Source organism: Mycobacterium sp. NGS11, from assembly GCF_059813315.1.
In genome coordinates this window covers 25,324-46,531 of record NZ_JCALEJ010000025.1, presented here as the reverse complement: position 1 = coordinate 46,531, position 21,208 = coordinate 25,324, and the positions used below count along the sequence as shown (strand labels likewise).

Genomic DNA, 21,208 nt, shown 5'->3' with positions numbered 1-21,208 from the left:
GGGCTACGGAGAACTGAGGTCACCACCGTCAGGGCTAGTCGCTGGGATCGGGCAGCACGCGCAGATGTCCGCGGCGCCGTCCGGAGCGATGCTCGGGCGGTGCCAGCAGGCTGCTACTGGGCGCGGTGGCCTGAGATCCGCCGTGATGGATGTGCGCGTCGGAGAAGCCGTTCGCGGGGGTCGCCGCGTAGGGCGCGCCGCGATCGCCGCCCTCGCGCACCGCGTCGGCCAGGGCGACCAGGTCGTCCTCGTCGGGGTGGGCGGGCTCCGAAAGGAGGGGTCCGGCATGGCGCACCAGCTCCCACCCGCGGGGCGCGGTGATCCGGCCGGCGTGGTTGACGCACAAATCCCAGGAATGCGGTTCCCGCGCGGTCGCCAACGGACCGACGACCGCCGTCGAGTCCGAGTAGACGAACGTCAGGGTTGCCACGGCGTAGTGCGGGCACCCGGGCCGGCAACAGCGACGGGGAACGTTCACGATCGAAAGGCTATCGTGCGCAAACGTCGCCGAAGCGCCGGACACGCGCAACCGGCCGGCCCTCGATGTGCAACCGTTACCATCGGCGCGTGGGTGATTCGCGCAGCTCCCCGCGAAGAGATCGGTTCTCCGGCGGACCGGCTCCGCGCCGGACCGGGACCCACCGACTCTTCCGCAGGGGCCGCGATATGCGCGGCCCGCTGTTGCCCCCGTCCGTGCCGGGGTGGCGCAGCCGCGCCGAGCGGTTCGACATGGCCGTGCTGGAGGCCTACGAACCCATCGAGCGAAGCTGGCAGGATCGGCTGGCCGAACTCGACGTGGCCGTCGACGAGATTCCGCGCATCTCGGCCAAGGATCCCGACAGTGTGCAGTGGCCACCCGAGGTGATCGCCGACGGGCCGATCCCGCTGGCGCGGTTGATCCCGGCCGGCGTCGACATCCGCGGCAACTCCACGCGGGCGCGAATTGTGTTGTTCCGCAAGCCAATTGAGCGACGGGCCAAAGACACCGTCGAACTCGGCGACCTGCTGCACGAAATCCTGGTGGCCCAGGTCGCGATCTACCTCGACGTCGAGCCGTCGGTCATCGATCCGACGATCGACGACGAATAACTGCTGCTTGCGCGTGAGTGCTGGCGGCTTAACGCTCAGCGCGCGTTGCGATCAGCGTGCGTCAGATGATGCCGCGCTTGAGGCGGCGGCGCTCGCGTTCGGACAAACCGCCCCAGATGCCGAAGCGCTCGTCGTGCTCGAGGGCGTACTCGAGGCACTCATGACGCACCTCGCACCCCAGGCAGATCTTCTTGGCCTCGCGGGTGGAGCCACCCTTCTCCGGGAAGAAGGCCTCGGGGTCGGTCTGGGCGCACAGCGCGCGGTCCTGCCATTGGTCGGCGGCCGGCTCCGGCATGGGCTCGGGCTCGAATGCGATTGGCGCATCAGGAACCACGGTCAGATGCGGCCGAGCGGGGCGGTCCAGTGCCGGGTCGATGTCGGTGTGCGGCGTGCTCGCCATGGCGCCTTGAAAAGTTTCGTAAGACATACGGTCGTCCGCCTCCTCAGCTTGATTGAGAGAGAGTGATTGGTTTCCCACTGTTCTGATGTACAGACAATTCGAACAAGTGATCGAATCTCGGTCTGCGACACCGGAGTCGGCCGGCCAACCGGGAAATGACACTGTTGTGATTAGACACGGGTTGACCTGCCGGGTCAAGCACTTCGGCGCATTTCCATACCATCTCGTGATCGAATTTCGGCGTTTCTGTTGTTTTGGGCCTTCGGCGTGTCGATCACAGTGCCCTCAACTTCCTCAGGAGTTGCCCACAACCGGTGGGGAACCGCAACTTTGAGGCACCCCCGGTGGGCCCACCACAGCGCCGCCGCCGGGCAGTACTGTCGTGCAATGTGAAGGTCACCGTTCTGGTCGGTGGGGTTGGCGGCGCCCGCTTCCTGCTGGGGGTTCAACAGTTGTTCGGGCTCGGTCAGTTTCAACCGCAACGGCGCCCGGACACGGAGGCCGACAGTCACGAGCTGACGGCGATCGTCAACATTGGCGATGACGCCTGGATACACGGACTGCGAATCTGCCCCGATTTGGACACCTGCATGTACACCTTAGGTGGAGGTGTAGATCCGGAGCGAGGGTGGGGGCACCGAAACGAAACCTGGCACGCCAAAGAGGAATTGGCGCGCTACGGGGTGCAGCCGGATTGGTTCGGGCTCGGCGACCGCGACCTGGGTACCCACCTGGTGCGCACCCAGATGCTCAACGCCGGCTACCCCCTGTCGCAGATCACCACCGCGCTGTGCGACCGCTGGCAGCCCGGCGCGCGGCTGTTGCCCGCCAGCGACGACCGGTGCGAGACCCACGTCGTGATAACCGATCCCGACGACGGCAGCCGGCGGGCCATTCACTTCCAGGAGTGGTGGGTGCGGTACCGGGCCCAGGTGCCCACGCACAGCTTCGCCTTCGTGGGCGCCGAAAAGGCGGCCGCCACAATCGATGCCACAGCGGCCATCGCGGACGCGGACGTCATCCTGCTGGCGCCGTCCAACCCGGTGGTGAGCGTCGGCGCCATCCTGGCCGTGCCCGGCATTCGCGGCGCGTTGCGCGCCGCACGCGCCCCGATCGTCGGCTACTCGCCGATCATCGGTGGAAAGCCTTTGCGCGGCATGGCCGATGCCTGCCTGTCGGTGATCGGGGTCGACTCCACCGCCGAGGCGGTCGCCCGGCACTACGGCGCGCGCCGCGACACCGGCATCCTGGACGGCTGGCTGGTGAGCGAAGACGATCGCGCCGACATCGACGCCGTCGAGGTGCGCTCGGTGCCGCTGGTGATGACCGACCCGAAGGCGACGGCCGAGATGGTCAGGGCCGGGCTCGACCTGGCGGGGGTGACGCCATGACGACCGCCGGCGAGCACGGCGCCGCCGCCGCCATCGAAATCCTGCCCGTCGCCGGGCTGCCCGAATTCCGGCCCGGCGACGATCTTGGCGCGGCCGTCGCCGCGGCGGCCCCGTGGCTGCGCGACGGCGACATCGTCGTCGTCACCAGCAAGGCGGTGTCCAAGTGCGAGGGCCGGCTGGTGCCGGCGCCGCAGGATCCCGAACAGCGCGATCGGTTGAGGCGCAAACTGGTCGACGACGAAGCCGTCCGAGTGCTGGCCCGCAAGGGCCGAACCCTGATCACCGAGAACCGGATCGGCCTGGTGCAGGCCGCCGCGGGCGTGGACGGATCCAACGTCGGGCGCGACGAACTGGCGCTGCTGCCGGTCGACCCGGACGGCAGCGCCGCGGCGCTGCGGGCCGCGCTGCGCCGGCGCCTCGGGGTCGACGTCGCCGTGGTCATCACCGACACGATGGGCCGCGCCTGGCGCAACGGCCAGACCGACGCGGCCGTGGGCGCGGCGGGTCTGGCTGTGCTGCACGGCTATTCGGGGGCCGTCGACCAGCACGGCAACGAGCTGCTGGTCACCGAGGTGGCGGTGGCGGACGAGGTCGCCGCCGCCGCCGATCTGGTCAAGGGCAAACTGACCGCGATGCCGGTGGCGGTGGTGCGGGGCATGTCCGTGACCGACGACGGCTCGACCGCGCGGCAGTTGTTGCGGCCGGGCACCGAAGACCTGTTCTGGCTCGGCACCGCCGAAGCCCTCGAGGCGGGCCGCCGCGAGGCGCAGCTGCTACGGCGATCGGTGCGCCGGTTCAGCGCCGAGCCGGTGCCGGCGGATTTGTTGGAAGCCGCCGTCGCCGAGGCGCTGACCGCGCCGGCGCCCCACCACACCCGCCCGGTGCGGTTCGTCTGGCTACAGACCCCGGCCACCCGGACCCGGCTACTGGATCGCATGAAGGACAAGTGGCGCGCGGACCTCGCCGGTGACGGCCGGCCCGCCGACTCGATCGACCGGCGGGTGGCGCGCGGCCAGATCCTCTACGACGCGCCGGAAGTCGTCATCCCGATCCTGGTGCCCGACGGCGCCCACTCTTATCCCGACGCCGCCCGCACCGCCGCCGAGCACACCATGTTCACGGTTGCGGTCGGCGCGGCCGTGCAGGCCCTGCTGGTCGCACTCGCCGTGCGCGGGCTGGGCAGCTGCTGGATCGGCTCGACGATCTTCGCCGCCGACCTGGTGCGCGCCGAGCTCGGGCTGCCCGCCGACTGGGAGCCGTTGGGCGCCATCGCCATCGGCTATGCCGCCGAACCGGCCGGGCCGCGCGATGTCCCGGACCCCGGTGATCTGCTGATCCGCAAGTGATACTGGGCCCAGGGTGTCGTTGCGGGATCGGCGGGGTGCGATGAGCGTTCGGGAGTCGGCGATCGCGATGCTGTCGGATTGGGAGCCACCCGACCCGGCCCAGGATTCGTTGCGCCACGCGGTGTTGGCGTTCGTGCACGCCCGCAGCGATGCGTGTCGGCGCGAATGCGTGCCGGGGCACGTGACCGCCTCGACGCTGGTTCTCGACCACTCCGGCAGCAAGGTGCTGCTGACGTTGCATCCCCGCCTCGGCCGATGGGTGCAGCTGGGCGGCCACTGCGACGATGACGACGCCGACGTCCTCGCCGCCGCCCTGCGCGAGGCCGCCGAGGAGTCCGGGATCGACACGCTGCGCATCGAACCCCGCCTGGCCGCGCTGCACGTGCACCCGGTGACCTGCTCGCTGGGCGTGCCGACCCGCCATCTGGATCTGCAGTTCGTCGCGCACGCCCTGGCCGGCGCGCAGATCGCGATCAGCGACGAGTCCGACGACTTGCGGTGGTGGCCCGCCGACGCGCTGCCCGACGGGACGGACTACGCGCTCGCCTACTTGGTCGCCCGGGCCACGCGAACGTCACGCTAGCGTGGCCGCCGGGGTCGAACGCCACGCTGGCGTGACGCTCGGCGGGGTGAGGCGCCGCCTAGACGTCGGACGAGTAGCGGATCCCGCCGTCGGGAATCGACACGCCGGGCCACACCCGGGCGCCGCGCAACAACTCGCAGCGCGCCCCGATGTCGGCGCCGTCGCCGATCACGCCGTCGCGGACCAGCGCCCGCGGGCCGATGCGCGCGCCGAAGCCGATGATCGAACGCTCGATCACGCTGCCCGCCTCGACCTTGACGCCGTCGAAGATCACGGCGCCGTCCAGCCGGACGCCGGGGCCGATCTCGGCTCCCCGCCCGACGACCGTGCCGCCGATCAGCACCGCGCCCGGCGACACCGCCGCGCCGTCGTGCACCAACTGCTCGCCGCGGTGGCCGTGCAGCGCCGGCGACGGCGCGATGCCGCGCACCAGATCCGCCGAGCCGCGGACGAAGTCCTCCGGCGTACCCATGTCTCGCCAATAGCTGGCGTCGACGTAGCCGCAGACCTTCACGTCGGGATCCGACAGCAGCGCGGGGAATACCTCGCGTTCCACCGAGACCTCACGGCCCCGCGGAATCCGGTCGATCACCGCGCGCGAGAAGACGTAGCACCCGGCGTTGATCTGGTCGGTCGGCGGGTCCTGGGTCTTCTCCAGGAACGCGGTCACCCGGCCCTCCTCGGTGGTCACGCAGCCGAACGCGCGCGGGTCGCCCACCCGGACCAGGTGCAGCGTGACGTCGGCGTCCTGAGCCGAGTGAAAGTCGAGCATCTGGCCCAGGTCGGCTCCGGAGAGCACGTCGCCGTTGAACACCATCGCGGTGTCGTGCCGCAGGTGGCCGGCGACGTTGGCGATGCCGCCGCCGGTGCCCAAGGGCCGCTCCTCGGTGACGTACTCGATCTGCAGACCCAGCTTGGAGCCGTCACCGAACTCGGCCTCGAACACCGCCGCCTGATACGAGGTGCTCAGGATGACGTGGTCGATGCCGGCCGCCGCGACCCGCGAGAGCAGGTGCGTGAGGAACGGCAGTCCCGCGGTGGGCAGCATCGGCTTGGGCGCCGACAGGGTCAGCGGCCGCAGCCGGGTGCCCTTGCCGCCGACCAGGATCACCACATCGACGTCTGGAGTTCCCACCTCAGTGTCGCCCTTCTAGGAGTTTCCGCCGCCCGGACGCGCGCAACGCACTGCGCACCATCAGGCGCGACCGCACCATCAGCGAGGCGCGCAGCGTCCAGCGCAGCGGAGCGCGCAACCAACCGGAATGCCGGTCGGCCAGAAACATGTACGTGCTCCTGTGGTGCGCGGCCAGGTGGCTGGCTGGGTCCGAGCCGGTGGAGTGGCCCTTGTGATGCAGCACCTCCGCCGACGGCACATACACCGACAGCCAGCCGGCCTTGCCGAGGCGGTCGCCCAGGTCGACGTCCTCCATATACATGAAGTAGCGCTCGTCGAACCCGCCGATCTGGCCGAACGCCGACCGCCGCACCAGCAGGCACGACCCCGACAGCCAGCCCACCGGGCGCTCGCTGGGCTCCAGCCGCTCCTGGCGGTACGCCGCCGACCACGGGTTGCTCTTCCACAACGGCCCGACCACCGCGTGCATGCCGCCGCGGATCAGGCTGGGCAGGTGCCGCGCCGACGGATACACCGATCCGTCCGGCTCGCGGACCAACGGGCCCAGCGCGCCGGCGCGCGGCCAGCGCGACGCGGCCTCCAGCAGTTCGTCGATGCTGCCCGGGCCCCACTGCACGTCCGGGTTGGCGACGATCACCCAGTCGTCCTCGGGATCCAGTTGCGCCACGGCGCGATTCACCGCGGTCCCGTAGCCGAGGTTGGCGCCGGTGTGGAACAGCCGCACGTTGGGATAGCGGTCGACGGCCGCCTCCGGGGTGCCGTCGGTGGAGCCGTTGTCGGCCAGCAGCACGCACACCTCTCGCTCCGTGGCCAGCGACAGGGAAGCCAGGAAGCGTTCCAGGTGCGGACCCGGCGAGTAGGTCACGGTCACGACCGGCAGGACGTCAGTCACGCGTAGAGGGTAACGGTCGATCGGCGGCGGCCCCGTTATCGGCGGCGGCCAGCGCCGCGGCAAGCGCGGGGCGCCAAGGCCGCAGCGGCCGCATCCCCGCCGCGACGGACTGGCCGCTCGACAACGCGGAGTAGACGGGCCGGGGTGCGGGGCGGGGGAAGTGATCGGTGGTGACGGGCCGCACCCGCTCCGGGTCGGCGCCGCATTCCTCGAAGACCGCGCGGGCCTGCTCGAACCGCGAGCAGGCGCCCTCGTTGGCGGCGTGCAGGATCGGGCCGGGCGTGCGATCGTCGACGATCTGCAGCAGCGCGGCGGCCAGGTCGCCGACGTAGGTCGGCGAGCCGGTCTGGTCGTCGACCACGTCCACCGGGCCGTCGCCGGCGGCCAGCCGGCGCATGACGGCGACGAAGTCCTTGCCCGTGCCGCCGGTATAGACCCAGGCGGTGCGGACCACGACCGCCTCCGGCAGCGCCGCGAGCACGGCCCGCTCCCCCGCGGCCTTGCTGCGTGCGTACACACTCTGCGGCGCGGTCTGATCGGTGGGCTCGTAGGGCCGCGGCGGTGCGCCGCCGAAGTCGCCGTTGAACACGTAGTCGGTGGAGACGTGGACCAGCTGCGCGCCGGCCCGCGCGCAGGCGCGGGCGATGTGCGCGGGTCCGGCTTCGTTGACCGCGAACGCGCCCGCCTCGTCGGTTTCCGCGCCATCGACGTCGGTGTAGGCCGCGCAGTTGATCACCACGTCCCGACGCCGCACGATCCGCTCGGCCGCCGCGGGGTCGGTGATGTCCCACTGCGACGACGTCAGCGCCAGCGCGTCACGGCCCTGACTCGCGGTCAGCGAGGTCAAATAGCCGCCCAGCTGGCCACCGGCACCGGCGATCACAATCCTGCCTGACATGGTTTTCAGTCTGGCATGGCCCGAGAAGGCTGGAACCAAGCCCGGGGCGCGCGGGCGCTGGCTACCAGTGAAGCCACTGTGTCGCAAGTAATGTAGTGGGATGCCTGTGCAACGTGTGGTTCGTGTGATTGCCACCGCGCTGACGCTCGCGGTCGTCGTCGGCACCGGGATCGCGTGGAGCAACGTCCGGTCCTTCGAAGACGGGATCTTTCACATGTCCGCGCCCTCGTTAGGCAAGGGTGGCGACGACGGCGCGATCGACATCCTGCTGGTCGGCATGGACAGCCGCACCGACGCGCACGGCAATCCCTTGTCGCAGGAGGAACTGGACACGCTGAAAGCCGGCGACGAGGAAGCCACCAACACCGACACGATCATCCTGATCCGCATCCCCAACAACGGGAAGTCGGCCACCGCGATCTCGATCCCGCGCGACTCCTACGTCGCCGCCCCGGGGCTGGGCAAGACCAAGATCAACGGCGTTTACGGCCAGACCCGGGAGGCCAAGCGCACCGCCCTGGTCAAGGCCGGCGCCTCCCCCACCGAGGCCGCCGCGCAGGGCACCGAGGCCGGTCGCGAGGCGCTGATCAAGACGGTCGCCGACCTCACCGGCGTCACCGTCGACCACTACGCCGAGATCGGCCTGCTCGGCTTCTCACTGATCACCGACGCCCTCGGCGGCGTCGACGTGTGCCTCAAAGAGCCGGTGTTCGAACCGCTTTCGGGTGCCGACTTCCCGGCCGGCCAGCAACGACTCAGCGGCCCCGAGGCGCTCAGCTTCGTGCGTCAGCGCCACGAACTGCCGCGCGGAGACCTGGACCGGGTGGTGCGCCAGCAGGTGGTGATGGCCTCGCTGGCCCACCGGGTCATCTCCGGCCAGACGCTGTCCAGCCCCACCACGGTCAAGCGGCTGGAGTCCGCCGTCCAGCGCTCGGTGGTGATCTCGGCCGGTTGGGACGTCATGGATTTCGTGCAGCAGATGCAGAAGCTGGCCGGCGGCAACGTCGCCTTCGCCACCATTCCGGTGCTCGACGGTGCCGGCTGGAGCGACGACGGCATGCAGAGCGTGGTGCGGCTGGACCCGCATCAGGTCGCCGAGTGGGTGGGTGGCCTGCTGCACGATCAGGAACAGGGCAAGACCGAGGAGATCGCGTACACGCCGGCGAAGACCACGGCCAGCGTCGTCAATGACACCGACATCAACGGGCTGGCCGCGGCCGTATCAGATGTGTTGAGCGCCAAGGGGTTTGCCGCCGGCACGGTGGGCAACAACGACGGTGGGCACGTGAAGGCCAGCCAGGTGCGCGCCGCCAAGAGCGACGACCTGGGGGCCAAGGAGGTCTCCAAGGAGTTGGGCGGGTTGCCGGTGATCGCCGACGCCTCGCTGGCGCCGGGTGCGGTCCGGGTGGTGCTGGCCAACGACTACAGCGGTCCGGGCTCGGGCCTGTCCGGCGGCGAGACGGTCATGCCCGCCAAGGTGTCCACCGCCGGCGCGGTGGCGACCGACCCCAGGGTCCCCGCGCCGTCGCCGATCCTGACCGCCGGCTCCGACAAGCCGGAGTGCATAAACTAACCACCGGTGCATCAACTGATCACGCTCAGCGGGGCCATCCTGGATCCGATGCTGCGGGCCGATCCGGTCGGTCCGCGCATCACCTACTACGACGACGTCACCGGCGAGCGCATCGAACTGTCCGCCGTGACGCTGGCCAACTGGGCGGCCAAGACGGGCAACCTGTTGCGCGACGAGCTGGGCGCCGGGCCGTCCAGCCGGGTGGCGATCCTGTTGCCCGCGCATTGGCAGACGGCGGCGGTGCTGTTCGGGGTCTGGTGGGTCGGCGCCGAGGCGGTGCTGGCGGGCCCGGCGGACCTCGCGCTGTGCACGGCGGAGCGGCTCGAGGAAGCCGACGCCACGGTATCGGGGGGCGAGGTGGCGGTGCTGTCGCTGGATGCGTTCGGCCGCCCGGCACCCGACCTGCCGATCGGCGTGACGGACTACGCCACCGCCGTGCGGGTGCACGGCGATCAGATCGTTCCCGAGCCGCGCCCGGGGCCGGCGCTGGGTGGACGATCCGTCGAGCAGGTGCTCGCCGATTGTCAAAGCTCCGCCGCGACAAGGGGTTTGACGTCGAGCGATCGAGTACTGTCCGGCGCGTCATGGTCTGGGCCCGCCGAACTGGTGGACGGCCTGCTGGCGATCATGGCCGTCGGCGCCTCGCTGGTGCAGGTGGCCAACGCGGACCCGGCCGGGCAACAGCGCCGAATCGAGAGCGAAAAGGTCACCAGGGTGCTGTGACGCCCGGCGGCCCCGCCCCAATACATATTGATATCGCTATATTTCGATGTTAACGTCGTGCAAGCATGGCTGAACGCTGAGGCGATAGGAAGGGTGCGGCAATGGCGGTGTACGGGCTCCTGGCGAAGGCGGCAGGCACGGTGGTCACCGGGCTGGTCGGCGTGACGGCCTACGAGGTGGTTCGCAAAGCCGTGGCCAAGGCGCCGCTGCACGAGACCGCGGTCAAGGGGGCCGAGCTCGGACTGCGTGGCACCCGCAGGGCCGAGGAGGCCGCCGAGTCGGCGCGCCTCAAGCTCGCCGACGTCATGGCCGAGGCCCGCGAGCGAATCGGCGAGGAGGCGCCCACGCCGTCGATCGCCGACACCCACGACCACGAGCACTGATCCTTTGATTCAGCCGCAAGACCCTGCGCTGCAAGTCATTTCGGATGCCGGCGGACGCATGCGGGTGGCCGTCGACTGGGTGCGCGCCAACTCCCGGCGCGCCGTGGCGGTCGAAGAGGCCGTGGCCAAGTGTGACGGCGTGCGCGTGGTGCACGCCTACCCGCGCACCGGATCGGTCGTCGTCTGGTACTCGCCCCGGCGCTGCGACCGCTCCGCGGTGCTCGCCGCAATCGGCGAGGCGGCGCATGTCGCGGCCGAGCTGATTCCGGTCCGCGCGCCGCATTCGGACGAGATCCGCAACGCCGACGTGCTGCGCATGGTCGTCGGGGGCGCCGCGCTGGCCCTGCTCGGGGTGCGTCGCTACGTCTTCGCGCGGCCGCCGCTGCTGGGACCCAGTGGCCGGCTGTTCGCCACCGGCGTCACCGTCTTCACCGGCTATCCCTTCCTGCGCGGCGCGCTGCGCTCGCTGCGCTCGGGCAGGGCCGGCACCGACGCGCTGGTCTCGGCGGCGACCGTGGCAAGCCTGGTGCTGCGCGAGAACGTCGTCGCGCTCACCGTGCTGTGGTTGCTCAATATCGGTGAGTACCTTCAGGATCTGACGTTGCGCCGGACCCGCCGCGCCATCTCCGAGCTGCTGCGCGGCAGCCAGGATACGGCCTGGATCCGGCTGTCCGACGGGCCCGAGGCGGGAACCGAGGTTCAGGTGCCGATCGACACCGTGCAGATCGGCGACGAGGTGGTGGTGCACGACCACGTCGCCATCCCGGTCGACGGCGAGGTGGTCGACGGCGAGGCGATCGTCAATCAATCCGCGATCACCGGCGAGAATCTGCCCGTCAGCGTGGTGGTCGGTGCGCACGTGCACGCCGGTTCGGTGGTGGTGCGCGGACGCCTGGTGGTGCGCGCCCGCGCCGTCGGCAACCAGACCACCATCGGCCGCATCATCACCCGGGTCGAGGAGGCGCAGCACGACCGGGCGCCGATCCAGACCGTCGGCGAAAACTTCTCCCGCCGTTTCGTTCCCACCTCGTTCATCGTCTCGGCCATCACGCTGGCGATCACCGGCGACGTCCGGCGGGCGATGACCATGCTGCTCATCGCCTGTCCGTGCGCGGTGGGCCTGGCCACCCCCACCGCGATCAGCGCGGCGATCGGCAACGGTGCCCGCCGCGGCATTCTGATCAAGGGCGGTTCGCACCTCGAGCAGGCCGGCCGCGTGGACGCGATCGTGTTCGACAAGACCGGCACGCTGACCGTCGGTCGGCCCGTCGTCACCAATATCATTGCGCTGCATTCCGATTGGCAGCCCGAGCAGGTGCTGGCGTATGCGGCCAGCTCGGAGATCCACTCCCGGCACCCGCTGGCCGAGGCGGTGATCCGGTCCACCGAGGAACGCCACATCACCATTCCGCCACACGAGGAGTGCGAGGTCCTGGTGGGCCTGGGCATGCGGACCTGGGCCGACGGCCGGACCCTGCTGCTGGGCAGCCCCGGGCTGCTGCGCGCCGAGAAGGTGCGGGTGTCCAAGAAGGCGTCGGAGTGGGTGGAACGCCTGCGCCGGCAGGCCGAGACCCCGCTGCTGCTCGCCGTCGACGGCAAACTGGTGGGACTGATCAGCCTGCGCGACGAGGTGCGCCCCGAGGCCCCCGCCGTCCTGGAGAAGTTGCGCGCCAACGGGATTCGCCGGATCGTCATGCTCACCGGTGATCACCCCGACATCGCCGAGGTGGTGGCCGGCGAGCTCGGGATCGACGAGTGGCGTGCCGAGGTGATGCCCGAGGACAAGCTCGCTGCGGTGCGCGACCTGCAGGACGAGGGCTACACCGTCGGCATGGTCGGCGACGGCATCAACGACGCCCCCGCACTGGCCGCCGCCGACATCGGGATCGCGATGGGCCTGGCCGGAACCGACGTCGCCGTCGAGACGGCCGACGTGGCGCTGGCCAACGACGACCTGCATCGCCTGCTCGATGTGGGCGACCTGGGCGCTCGCGCGGTCGACGTGATCCGCGAGAACTACGGCATGTCCATCGCCGTCAACGCGGCCGGGCTGATCATCGGCGCGGGCGGCGCGCTGTCCCCGGTGCTGGCCGCGATTTTGCACAACGCGTCGTCGGTTGCCGTGGTGGCCAACAGTTCTCGGCTGATCCGCTACCGGCTGGACTCGCCACGCGGCTCGGTGAACGGCGAGCGCGCCGGCTGAAGACAGCGCGAGCGCGCACCTCGCGCCCGGGCCTCCGGCGCCGGTAGTTATGGTGGCTAACCAGTAGATCGGAAGGAATCCCTCGATGGCGCGCACCGACGACGACACCTGGGACCTGGCGACCAGCGTGGGAGCGACCGCCACCATGGTGGCCGCCGGGCGGGCCCGGGCCACCCGCGACGGGCTGATCGACGATCGGTTCGCCGAGCCGCTGGTGCGCGCGGTCGGCGTCGACTTCATGACCCGGTGGGCCGCCGGCGAGCTCGCCGCCGCCGACGTCGACGAGCCGGGCGCCCCGTGGGGCATGCAACGCATGACCGACATGATGGCCGTCCGCACCCGGTACATCGACGCGTTCTTCGCCGAGGCGGGCGCCCAGAAGGACCCCGCCATCGACCAGGTGGTCATCCTGGCCTCCGGCCTGGACGCGCGCGCCTACCGCCTGCCGTGGGCGCCGGGCACCACGGTGTTCGAGATCGACCAGCCCCAGGTCCTGGAGTTCAAGGCCACCACCATCGCCGAACTCGGTGCCGAGCCCACCGCCGAGGTGCGCAACGTCCCGGTCGACCTGCGCCACGACTGGCCGTCGGCGCTGCGACAGGCCGGCTTCGACACCGGGCGGCCCGCCGCCTGGGCGGCCGAGGGGCTGATCGGCTTCCTGCCGCCGGAGGCTCAGGATCGGTTGCTGGACAACGTCACCGACCTGTCCGCCGACGGCAGCCAGTTGGTGGCCGAGGTGTTCGCGAACACAGGGGTCAGCGGGGACGCGCTGAACGCCGCGAGCGAGAAGTGGCGGCGCAGCGGCCTCGACATCGCCCTGGGCGAACTGGGCTTCCCCGGCGAGCGCAACGACGTGGCCACCTACTTGCAGCAGCGGGGCTGGCAGCCGGTGCGCACCCCGCTCAACCAGCTGCTGGCCAACACCGGCCTGCCGCTGCAGTCGACCGACCCCGACGCGCCCTTCGCCCAGAACTACTACTGCACCGCGGTGCTGAACAAGACGGGGTAGACGATGCCGAACAGCAAGCCCGCCAAGCCCCTTGACGGATTCCGGGTGCTCGACTTCACCCAGAACATCGCCGGGCCGATGGCCGGACAGGTGCTGGCCGATCTGGGTGCCGAGGTCATCAAGATCGAGGCGCCCATCGGCGAGGCGGCCCGGCACATCACCGCCGTACTGCCCGGCCGCCCGCCGCTGGCCACCCTGTTCCTCCCCCACAACCGGGGCAAGAAGTCGGTGATGGCCGACCTGCGCAGCGACGACGCCAAGCAGCAGATCCTCAAGCTGGTCGACACGGCAGACGTTGTGCTGGAAGGGTTTCGGCCCGGGGTGATGGAACGCATGGGCCTGGGTCCCGACGAGCTGCAGTCGCGCAATCCCAAACTCATCTATGCGCGTCTTTCCGCGTACGGCGGCAACGGCCCCGAGGGCAGCCGGCCGGGGGTGGACCTGATGGTCGCCGCCGAGTCCGGCATGACCACCGGGATGCCCACGCCCACCGGCAAACCCCAGATCATCCCGTTCCAACTCGTCGACGCCGCCAGCGGTCACGTGCTCGCCCAGGCGGTGCTGGCCGCGCTGCTCAACCGTGAACGCCACGGGGTCGCCGACGTGGTGCGGGTCGCCATGTATGACGTCGCGGTCAGCCTGCAGGCTAGTCAGCTGACCATTCACCTGAACAAGCCGAGCGACGCCCCCCAATCGGAAGCCACGCCAAAACCCAAGCGGCGCAAGGGTGTCGGATTCGCCACCCAACCGTCGGACGCCTTCAAGGCCGCCGACGGCTACCTGGTGATCAGCGCGTACGTGCCCAAGCACTGGGACAAGCTGTGCGAGATCATCGGCCGGCCCGACATGCGCGACGACGAGCGATTCGTCGACCAGCGCGCGCGGGCGCTCAACTATCCCGAACTGACCGAGGAACTCGAGAAAGCTTTGGCCGCCAAGACCGCCGACGAATGGGTCCGGCTGCTACAGGCGGGTGGCCTGATGGCCTGCCATGCCTACACCTGGAAGCAGGTGGTTGCCACCCCGCTGTTCGCCGAGAACGAGCTCGCCCTGTCGATCGGCGAGGGCGCGGATGAGGTCACGGTAATCCGCACTCCGGCACGCTATTCCAGCTTTGACGCCTTGTCGGCCGGGTGGGCCGCCGAACCCCCGCCCGCCCTCGGCCAGCACACCGAGGAGTATCTGGGCGCACCCTAGGCCTTACGGCGTCAGCTTGACCACCCGGTCGTTGCCGCGGTCGGCGACGTAGAGGTTCTGGTCCTTGTCGACCGTCACCGCCAAGGGGGTGTTGAGTCCGGTGAACGGCACGACGGTCCCCGTGGTCGCGCCCTGAGGGTATTTCATGACGTCGTTCTTGTCGTGCTCGGTGACGTACACCGTGCCGCTGTTGTCCACGGCGATCCCCCACGGCACCGACAGGTCGTGAAATGGCAACTCCGACGCGGTATTCGACGCGGCGTCGAGCTTGACCACCCTGTTGTTGTCGGTGTCGGCGACGTACACGTTGCCCGCGGGATCGACGGCCACGCCGTCCGGGTTCTTGAGCCCGTTGAACGGAAGCACGGTCTGAGTGCTGGATCCCGCCGCCAGCTTCACCACCCTGCTGTTGCCGCGGTCGGCGACATACACGGCACCCTGGCTGTCGACCGCGACGCCCTCCGGATAGCTCAGGCCGGTAAACGGCAGCTGCTTCTGGCTGTTGGAGCCCGCGGCCATGCTGAGCACCCGGTTATTGAAATCGGCGACGTACACCGTGCCCGCACCGTCGACGGCCAAGCCCTGCGGCTGGTAGAGCCCGTTGAACGGCAGCACCGTCGTGGCGTCCGAACCGGTCGTCAGCTTCACCGCCCGCCCGTACATGCCCTCGCTGGTCACGTAGACGTTGCCTGCGCTGTCCAGCGCCACCCCACCCGGGGACAAACGAAAGTCAATGCCCTTGAACGGCAACACACTTTGACCGCTCGCCTGCTTCGACGGCCCAGAGGATTCGGTGGACAGGTAGCCGACGACCGCCACGACGAAAGCGATCAGCGCGACCAGAGCGATGGCGCCGACGATGATCCACTGTCGACGTTTGTTGTCGGGCGGCACGACGGGACGCCTGAAGTCGGTCGGGGGTCCATACATGCGGCCGGAAGTCGTTGGGGCGGCACGGATCAGCGAGGGCCCTTGACCGGACCGGTCGCTCCTGATCGCGCCGCTGCCCCCGGAGGGCCACGGACCGGCCACGGTGTCGGCGCCCGGCGACGGGGCGAACGATTGCGGCCCGCGCGCCCCGCCCTGAGCGTTGACGGCCTCGCCCAATGCCGCGCTCTCGCCCTCGCGCAGGATGGTGGTGGCCTTGCGCTGCTCGGATGTGGTCAGCGCGTCATGGGCGGCGGCGGCGAATTCGCCGGCGGTGCGATAGCGCTCCTCGGGGCGTTTGGCCATGCCCTTGGCGATCACGTGATCCAGGGCGGGCGGAAACGCGCCGGGGCGCAATTGGCTGGGCGGGGGGGCGGTCTTCGTCAAATGCGCGGCGACCAGCCGTTCGACGGTATCGGCCCGGTACGGCGGCGAGCCTGTCAGGCACTCGCTCAAAACGCATGCGAGCGAATAGATGTCGACACTGTGGGTGACCTCGTCGTCGGTGAAGCGTTCCGGGGCCATGTAGTAATACGTTCCGATCGCGGTCCCGACCTGGGTCAGGCCCGGATCCGTCGCGGCCTGCGCGATGCCGAAATCCGCCAGGTAGGCGAAGTCGCTGGGGGTGACGAGGATGTTCCCGGGGGTGACGTCGCGGTGCATCACCCCGGCGGCGTGCGCCGCGTCGAGTGCGGCGGCGACCTGGCGGATGATGGCGATCGCCCGCGGCGCGGCCAACGGCCCGTCCCGGTGCAACAGCGTGCCGAGATCGACGCCGTCGACAAGGCGCATGTCCACGTAGAAGCGCCCGTCGAACTCGCCGTAGTCGTGGATCGGCACCACATGCGGTTCGGTCAGCCGCCCCGCGATGTCGGCCTCGCGCTGCAGGCGCGCGCGGAACTCCGAGTTGCCGGTGAACTGCTGGGAGATCAGCTTCAGGGCCACCCTGCGGCGCTTGCGGGTGTCCTCGGCCTCGTAAACCTCACCCATGCCGCCCTTGCGCAGAAGTCGCACCAGCCGGTAGGGGCCGAACCAGGACCCGACCAGTGAGGCCGGCGCGCTATCGCTCACCCTCGAGCCTCCTTCACATCGTCACGAAATCGCATTGACCGCGCTCGACAGCTTCGTCGTGAACGAGCTGGGCAGCGGGATGGAACCGTACTGCTCCAATCCGTCCTGGCCCGGACCGATCGCCGCCTGCATGAACGCCTTCACCGCCTTGCCCGTGGCCGCGTCCGGGTACTTCGAGCAGACGATCTCGTAGGTGGCGAGCACGATCGGGTACGCGCCGGACTGCGTCGGCTTGTAGAACGACGAGGTGTCCAGCACCAGGTCGTTGCCTTGTCCGCTGAAGGTCGCCCCGGCGATCGTCTTCTCGACGGAGTCCTTGGTGATGGCCACCGCGTCCGGGCCCGCCGACGTGATGATCGACGCCATGCTCAGCTGCTTGCCCACCGCGAAGGACCACTCGTTGTAGGTGATCGACCCCTCGGTGTTCTGCAGCAGCGCGGACGTGCCGTTGTTCCCACTGGCGCCCTGGCCGACGCCGCCGTTGAACGTCTCGCTGCCGCCCTTGCCCCAGGCGCCGTCGGACGCGCCATCGAGATACTTCTGAAAATTCGCCGTCGTACCGGATTTGTCACTGCGGAAGATGACCGTGATGGGTGTCGAGGGCAGGTTGAGGCCCGAGTTGATCGCCTTGAGCGCCGGATCGTCCCACTTGGTGATGGTGCCGTTGAAGATCTTCGCGGCGGTCGGCCCGTCCAATTTCAGCCCGTTCACCCCGCTGAGGTGGTAGGTGACCGCGATCGGCCCGAACACGGTGGGCAGATCCCAGGCCGGTGAACCGCACCGCTGCGCCGCCCGGTCGTTCTGGCCCGTCGAGGGGTCCAGGGGGACATCGGAACCGGCGAGGTCGGTCTGGTTGTTGACGAATTCCGTCACGCCGGCGCCGGACCCGTTCGCGTCGTAATCCAGCGTGTAGCCCGGGCACGCACGGACGTAGGCGTAGACGAATTGTTCGATCGCGTTCTGCTGCGCCGTCGAGCCGCTGTCCTTCAGCACCTTCTTGCCGCCGCAGTCCACCGGCGGCGCCTTGGCGCCGGAGTTCGAATCGCCGCCGCATCCCGTCAGCGCCAGGGCGGTGACGGCCGCCAGGCCCAATGCGACACAAGATCGGGCGAACCTCACAAAACTCCTTCGATCGTCAACAAAAGTTAACCAATCGCGAATATACAAACCCTTGACAAAGAATGAGAGGTTACTGAGCGGTGACCGCGTGCCGCGCCGCAAACACGTAGCATCGGTTGTCAATGCGTCGCGAACAACAGATACCCGCCGCAGTTGCGGCTCCTGTCGCCGACAAAGGTGGCCAGCCCATGCGCGCGGTCGAACTGACCCTGGGATTCGGCCCCAAGACGGTCCTCGAGCAGGTCAGCCTCGACTTCCCCGCCCGCTCCGTCACCACCCTGCTGGGCCCGACCGGCTCGGGCAAGACCACCTTTCTGCGAACGCTGAACCGGATGAACGACAAGGTCTCCGGATTCCGGCACAGCGGTGATGTCCTGTTGGGCGGGCGCACCATCTTCGCCGACCGCGACCTGATGGAGTTCCGCCGCAGCGTCGGCATGCTGTTCCAGCGCCCCAATCCGTTCCCGATGACGATCATGGACAACGTGGTGGCCGGCGTGCGGGCCCACAAGATGGTGCCGCGCAAGGAATTCAAAAACGTCGCCGAGGCCCGGCTCACCGAGGTCGGCCTCTGGGGCGCGGTCAAGGATCGGCTCGGTGATTCACCGTTCCGGCTCTCCGGTGGCCAGCAGCAGCTGTTGTGCCTGGCCCGCGCGCTCGCCGTCGACCCGGAGGTGCTCCTGCTCGACGAGCCCACCTCCTCGCTGGACCCCACCACGACCGAGAAGATCGAGGGACTCATCCGATCACTCGCCGACCGGCTGACCGTGATCATGGTCACCCACGACCTCGCGCAGGCCGCCCGCACCGGCGACCGGACGGCTTTCTTCTTCGAGGGAAGGCTCGTCGAGGAGGGGCCGACCAAGCAGTTGTTCCTGTCGCCGAAGCACGAGGAGACCGTCCGCTACTTCGCGCCGTTCCGGCCCCCGGCCGGGAGCGCCTCGCCGGACAACGGGCACGAGGAAGCGAGGACGTGACGGCTCGGTGGGTTGCGCTGTTGGGCCTGGTGGGCGCCGCGCCCCTGGCCCTGGTCGCGGCCTGCGGGTCGCACGCGACCGGCGGCGCGCAGAGCCCAGCCGAAAGCGCCGCCACCGTCGCCACCGCGCCGGCGACGTCCACGATGGAGCTCTCCGAGACCGGCAGCACGCTGCTCTACCCGCTGTTCAGTGAGTGGGGCGCCGCCTATCGGGCCAAGTACCCGAACGTCACCATCACCACCCAGGGTGGCGGCTCCGGCGCCGGGATCTCCCAGGCCGCGGCCGGGGCGGTCGTCATCGGCGCCTCCGACGCCTATCTGTCCGAGGGCGACCTGGCCGCGCACAAGGGATTGATGAACATCGCGCTGACGATTTCGGCGCAGCAGGTCAACTACAACCTGCCCGGTGTCCATCAGCACCTCAAGCTCAACGGCAAGGTACTGGCCGCCATGTACCGGGGCGCCATCAAAACCTGGAACGATCCGCAGATCGCCGGCATCAACCCCGGCCTGCAGCTCCCCGACACCCCGGTGGTCCCGCTGCACCGCTCCGACGGCTCCGGCAACACGTTCCAGTTCACCCAGTACCTCTCCAAGCAGGACCCCGACGGCTGGGGCCGCTCGCCCGGTTTCGGCACGACCATCGCCTTCCCGGCGGTGCCCGGCGCGCTGGGCGAGAACGGCGACGGTGCCATGGTGACCGGCTGCGCCGCGAACCCCGGCTGTGTGGCCTACACCAGCATCGGCTCGCTCGACGAGGCCGACCAGCACGGGCTGGGCGAGGCCAAGCTGGGCAACGCCTCCGGCAAGTACCTGCTGCCCAAGGCCAAGAGCATTGCGGCCGCGGCCGCCGGCTCCGCCTCGAAAACCCCGGCGAGCCAGGCGATTTCGCTAATCAACGGCCCAGCCCCGGACGGCTATCCGATCGTCAACTACGAGTACGCCATCGTCAACGAAAAACAGCGCGACGGCGCCACCGCACAGACGCTGCAGGCGTTCCTGCACTGGGCGATCACCGATGGCAACAACCCCTCGTTTTTGGACAAGGTTCACTTCCAGCCGCTGCCGGCCGAGGTGGCGAAGTCGTCGGACGCCCAGATCGCCAAGATCAGCGGGTGAGCACAGAAACGCAGGGGACACCAAGGAAAGGGAGAAGATCGTGAAAGTTCGGATGAGTAGGTTGCTCGCGGCGGCCGCCGCACCGTTGGTCCTCATCGCGGCGGGGTGTGGTTCGAACTCGCAGAACGGCGCGCCGAGTCAGGGTGGCGGCGGCGGCCCGGTGGCGACGACGCCGGCGTCTTCGCCGGTGACGCTGTCGGAGACCGGCAGCACGCTGCTCTACCCGTTGTTCAACCTGTGGGGCCCCGCCTATCACGACAAGTACAACAACGTCACGATCACCACCCAGGGCACCGGCTCGGGGACCGGGATCTCGCAGGCGGCGGCCGGGGCGGTCGCCATCGGCGCCTCCGACGCCTACCTGTCCGAGGGCGACATGGCCGCGCACAAAGGGCTGATGAACATCGCGCTGGCGATCTCGGCGCAGCAGATCAACTACAACCTGCCCGGTGTCACCGAACACATCAAGCTGAACGGCAAGGTGCTGGCCGCTATGTACAACGGCACCGTCAAGACCTGGAACGACCCGCAGATCGCCGGGCTGAACCCCGGCGTGAATCTGCCCGCCACGCCGGTCGTTCCGCTGCACCGCTCCGACGGCTCCGGCGACACCTTCCTGTTCACCCAGTACCTGTCCAAGCAGGACCCGGACGGCTGGGGTAAGTCGCCCGGTTTCGGCACCACCGTCGCCTTTCCGACGGTTCCCGGCGCGCTGGGCGAGAACGGCAACGGCGGCATGGTGACCGGCTGCGCCGACACCCCGGGCTGCGTGGCCTACATCGGCATCAGCTTCCTCGACCAGGCCCAGCAGAAGGGGCTCGGCGAGGCGCAGCTGGCCAACGCCTCCGACAAGTACCTGCTGCCCGACGCCAAGAGCATCCAGGCCGCGGCGTCCGGCTTCGCCTCGAAAACCCCTGCGAATCAGGCGATCTCGCTGATCAACGGCCCGGCTGCGGACGGCTACCCGATCGTCAACTACGAGTACGCCATCGTCAACAGCGGGCAGAAGGACGCCGCCACCGCCCAGACGCTGCAGGCGTTCTTGCACTGGGCGATCACCGACGGCAACAACGCCTCGTTCCTGGACAAGGTTCACTTCCAGCCGCTGCCGGCCGAGGTGGCGAAGTCGTCGGACGCCCAGATCGCCAAGATCAGCGGCCAGTAAGGGTTCGGT

Annotated in this window: 20 protein-coding genes; 13 read left to right on the top strand and 7 right to left on the bottom strand. The window is 69.5% G+C overall.

Annotation, left to right across the window (positions count from 1 at the left end):
* Positions 1–34: 34 nt before the first annotated feature.
* Positions 35–478 carry a DUF3499 domain-containing protein gene (locus tag AC5Y4T_RS21525; protein WP_499920337.1) on the bottom strand — a complete coding sequence of 148 codons (444 nt, stop codon included), beginning with the start codon at positions 476–478 and terminating at the stop codon, positions 35–37.
* 188 nt (positions 479–666) lie between these two features.
* On the opposite strand from AC5Y4T_RS21525, the gene AC5Y4T_RS21520 reads away from it, so the two are divergent.
* On the top strand, positions 667–1,089 hold the full coding sequence (locus AC5Y4T_RS21520) for a metallopeptidase family protein (protein ID WP_499920744.1): 423 nt from the start codon (positions 667–669) through the stop codon (positions 1,087–1,089).
* 61 nt (positions 1,090–1,150) lie between these two features.
* Here the strand turns inward: AC5Y4T_RS21520 and AC5Y4T_RS21515 are convergent, their stop codons facing one another.
* Complete coding sequence (locus tag AC5Y4T_RS21515) at positions 1,151–1,489, bottom strand: WhiB family transcriptional regulator (RefSeq protein ID WP_066868492.1); 339 nt, start codon at positions 1,487–1,489, stop codon at positions 1,151–1,153.
* Positions 1,490–1,878: 389 nt separating this feature from the next.
* On the opposite strand from AC5Y4T_RS21515, the gene cofD reads away from it, so the two are divergent.
* Genes cofD through AC5Y4T_RS21500 form a run of 3 tightly spaced genes read left to right on the top strand, consistent with a single transcriptional unit; the run spans position 1,879 to position 4,809 of the window.
* The gene (gene cofD, locus AC5Y4T_RS21510; RefSeq protein WP_499920338.1) at positions 1,879–2,880 is read left to right on the top strand and encodes a 2-phospho-L-lactate transferase; all 1,002 of its coding nucleotides are present in this window, start codon (positions 1,879–1,881) and stop codon (positions 2,878–2,880) included.
* Positions 2,877–4,226, top strand: coding sequence for a coenzyme F420-0:L-glutamate ligase (locus tag AC5Y4T_RS21505; protein WP_499920339.1), 1,350 nt, complete (start codon positions 2,877–2,879; stop codon positions 4,224–4,226). Before cofD ends, AC5Y4T_RS21505 begins: the two co-directional genes overlap by 4 nt.
* Before the next feature lie 40 nt (positions 4,227–4,266).
* Positions 4,267–4,809: an NUDIX domain-containing protein gene (locus AC5Y4T_RS21500; RefSeq protein ID WP_499920341.1), complete on the top strand. Its 543-nt coding sequence runs from the start codon at positions 4,267–4,269 to the stop codon at positions 4,807–4,809.
* Between the two features lie 58 nt (positions 4,810–4,867).
* Here the strand turns inward: AC5Y4T_RS21500 and manB are convergent, their stop codons facing one another.
* From manB to rfbD, 3 genes are read right to left on the bottom strand one after another with little or no spacing between them, the layout of a single operon-like run.
* The gene (manB, locus tag AC5Y4T_RS21495; RefSeq protein WP_499920343.1) at positions 4,868–5,944 is read right to left on the bottom strand and encodes a mannose-1-phosphate guanylyltransferase; all 1,077 of its coding nucleotides are present in this window, start codon (positions 5,942–5,944) and stop codon (positions 4,868–4,870) included.
* Between the two features lies 1 nt (position 5,945).
* The gene (locus AC5Y4T_RS21490; protein ID WP_499920345.1) at positions 5,946–6,836 is read right to left on the bottom strand and encodes a glycosyltransferase family 2 protein; all 891 of its coding nucleotides are present in this window, start codon (positions 6,834–6,836) and stop codon (positions 5,946–5,948) included.
* Complete coding sequence (gene rfbD, locus AC5Y4T_RS21485) at positions 6,829–7,734, bottom strand: dTDP-4-dehydrorhamnose reductase (protein WP_499920347.1); 906 nt, start codon at positions 7,732–7,734, stop codon at positions 6,829–6,831. The genes AC5Y4T_RS21490 and rfbD overlap by 8 nt, the downstream gene beginning before the upstream one ends.
* Before the next feature lie 100 nt (positions 7,735–7,834).
* Here rfbD and AC5Y4T_RS21480 point away from each other — a divergent pair, with 100 nt between their 5' ends.
* From AC5Y4T_RS21480 to AC5Y4T_RS21455, 6 genes are all read left to right on the top strand, one after another.
* Positions 7,835–9,307: an LCP family protein gene (locus AC5Y4T_RS21480; protein ID WP_499920348.1), complete on the top strand. Its 1,473-nt coding sequence runs from the start codon at positions 7,835–7,837 to the stop codon at positions 9,305–9,307.
* Positions 9,308–9,313: 6 nt separating this feature from the next.
* Complete coding sequence (locus AC5Y4T_RS21475) at positions 9,314–10,030, top strand: TIGR03089 family protein (RefSeq protein ID WP_499955266.1); 717 nt, start codon at positions 9,314–9,316, stop codon at positions 10,028–10,030.
* A 101-nt stretch (positions 10,031–10,131) separates the two neighbouring features.
* Complete coding sequence (locus AC5Y4T_RS21470; RefSeq protein ID WP_499920352.1) at positions 10,132–10,413, top strand: DUF1490 family protein; 282 nt, start codon at positions 10,132–10,134, stop codon at positions 10,411–10,413.
* 58 nt (positions 10,414–10,471) lie between these two features.
* Positions 10,472–12,616, top strand: a complete 2,145-nt coding sequence (gene ctpC / locus AC5Y4T_RS21465) for a manganese-exporting P-type ATPase CtpC (protein ID WP_499920746.1) — start codon at positions 10,472–10,474, stop codon at positions 12,614–12,616.
* A gap of 85 nt (positions 12,617–12,701) precedes the next feature.
* Positions 12,702–13,625: a class I SAM-dependent methyltransferase gene (locus AC5Y4T_RS21460; RefSeq protein WP_499955264.1), complete on the top strand. Its 924-nt coding sequence runs from the start codon at positions 12,702–12,704 to the stop codon at positions 13,623–13,625.
* 3 nt (positions 13,626–13,628) lie between these two features.
* Positions 13,629–14,822, top strand: a complete 1,194-nt coding sequence (locus tag AC5Y4T_RS21455) for a CaiB/BaiF CoA transferase family protein (protein ID WP_499955262.1) — start codon at positions 13,629–13,631, stop codon at positions 14,820–14,822.
* 3 nt (positions 14,823–14,825) lie between these two features.
* Here AC5Y4T_RS21455 and AC5Y4T_RS21450 read toward each other — a convergent pair whose 3' ends face one another.
* Positions 14,826–16,820, bottom strand: coding sequence for a protein kinase domain-containing protein (locus tag AC5Y4T_RS21450; RefSeq protein WP_499955260.1), 1,995 nt, complete (start codon positions 16,818–16,820; stop codon positions 14,826–14,828).
* 21 nt (positions 16,821–16,841) lie between these two features.
* A complete protein-coding gene (pstS, locus tag AC5Y4T_RS21445; RefSeq protein WP_499955258.1) occupies positions 16,842–17,939 on the bottom strand; it encodes a phosphate ABC transporter substrate-binding protein PstS in 1,098 nt (365 codons plus the stop codon).
* 188 nt (positions 17,940–18,127) lie between these two features.
* On the opposite strand from pstS (AC5Y4T_RS21445), the gene AC5Y4T_RS21440 reads away from it, so the two are divergent.
* The 3 genes from AC5Y4T_RS21440 to pstS (AC5Y4T_RS21430) are packed head-to-tail and all read left to right on the top strand — an operon-like array spanning position 18,128 to position 21,199.
* Positions 18,128–18,916 carry an ATP-binding cassette domain-containing protein gene (locus AC5Y4T_RS21440; RefSeq protein ID WP_499955256.1) on the top strand — a complete coding sequence of 263 codons (789 nt, stop codon included), beginning with the start codon at positions 18,128–18,130 and terminating at the stop codon, positions 18,914–18,916.
* Complete coding sequence (gene pstS / locus AC5Y4T_RS21435) at positions 18,913–20,034, top strand: phosphate ABC transporter substrate-binding protein PstS (protein ID WP_499955254.1); 1,122 nt, start codon at positions 18,913–18,915, stop codon at positions 20,032–20,034. The genes AC5Y4T_RS21440 and pstS (AC5Y4T_RS21435) overlap by 4 nt, the downstream gene beginning before the upstream one ends.
* Positions 20,035–20,086: 52 nt before the next feature.
* Positions 20,087–21,199: a phosphate ABC transporter substrate-binding protein PstS gene (pstS, locus tag AC5Y4T_RS21430; protein ID WP_499920366.1), complete on the top strand. Its 1,113-nt coding sequence runs from the start codon at positions 20,087–20,089 to the stop codon at positions 21,197–21,199.
* Positions 21,200–21,208: the final 9 nt, after the last annotated feature.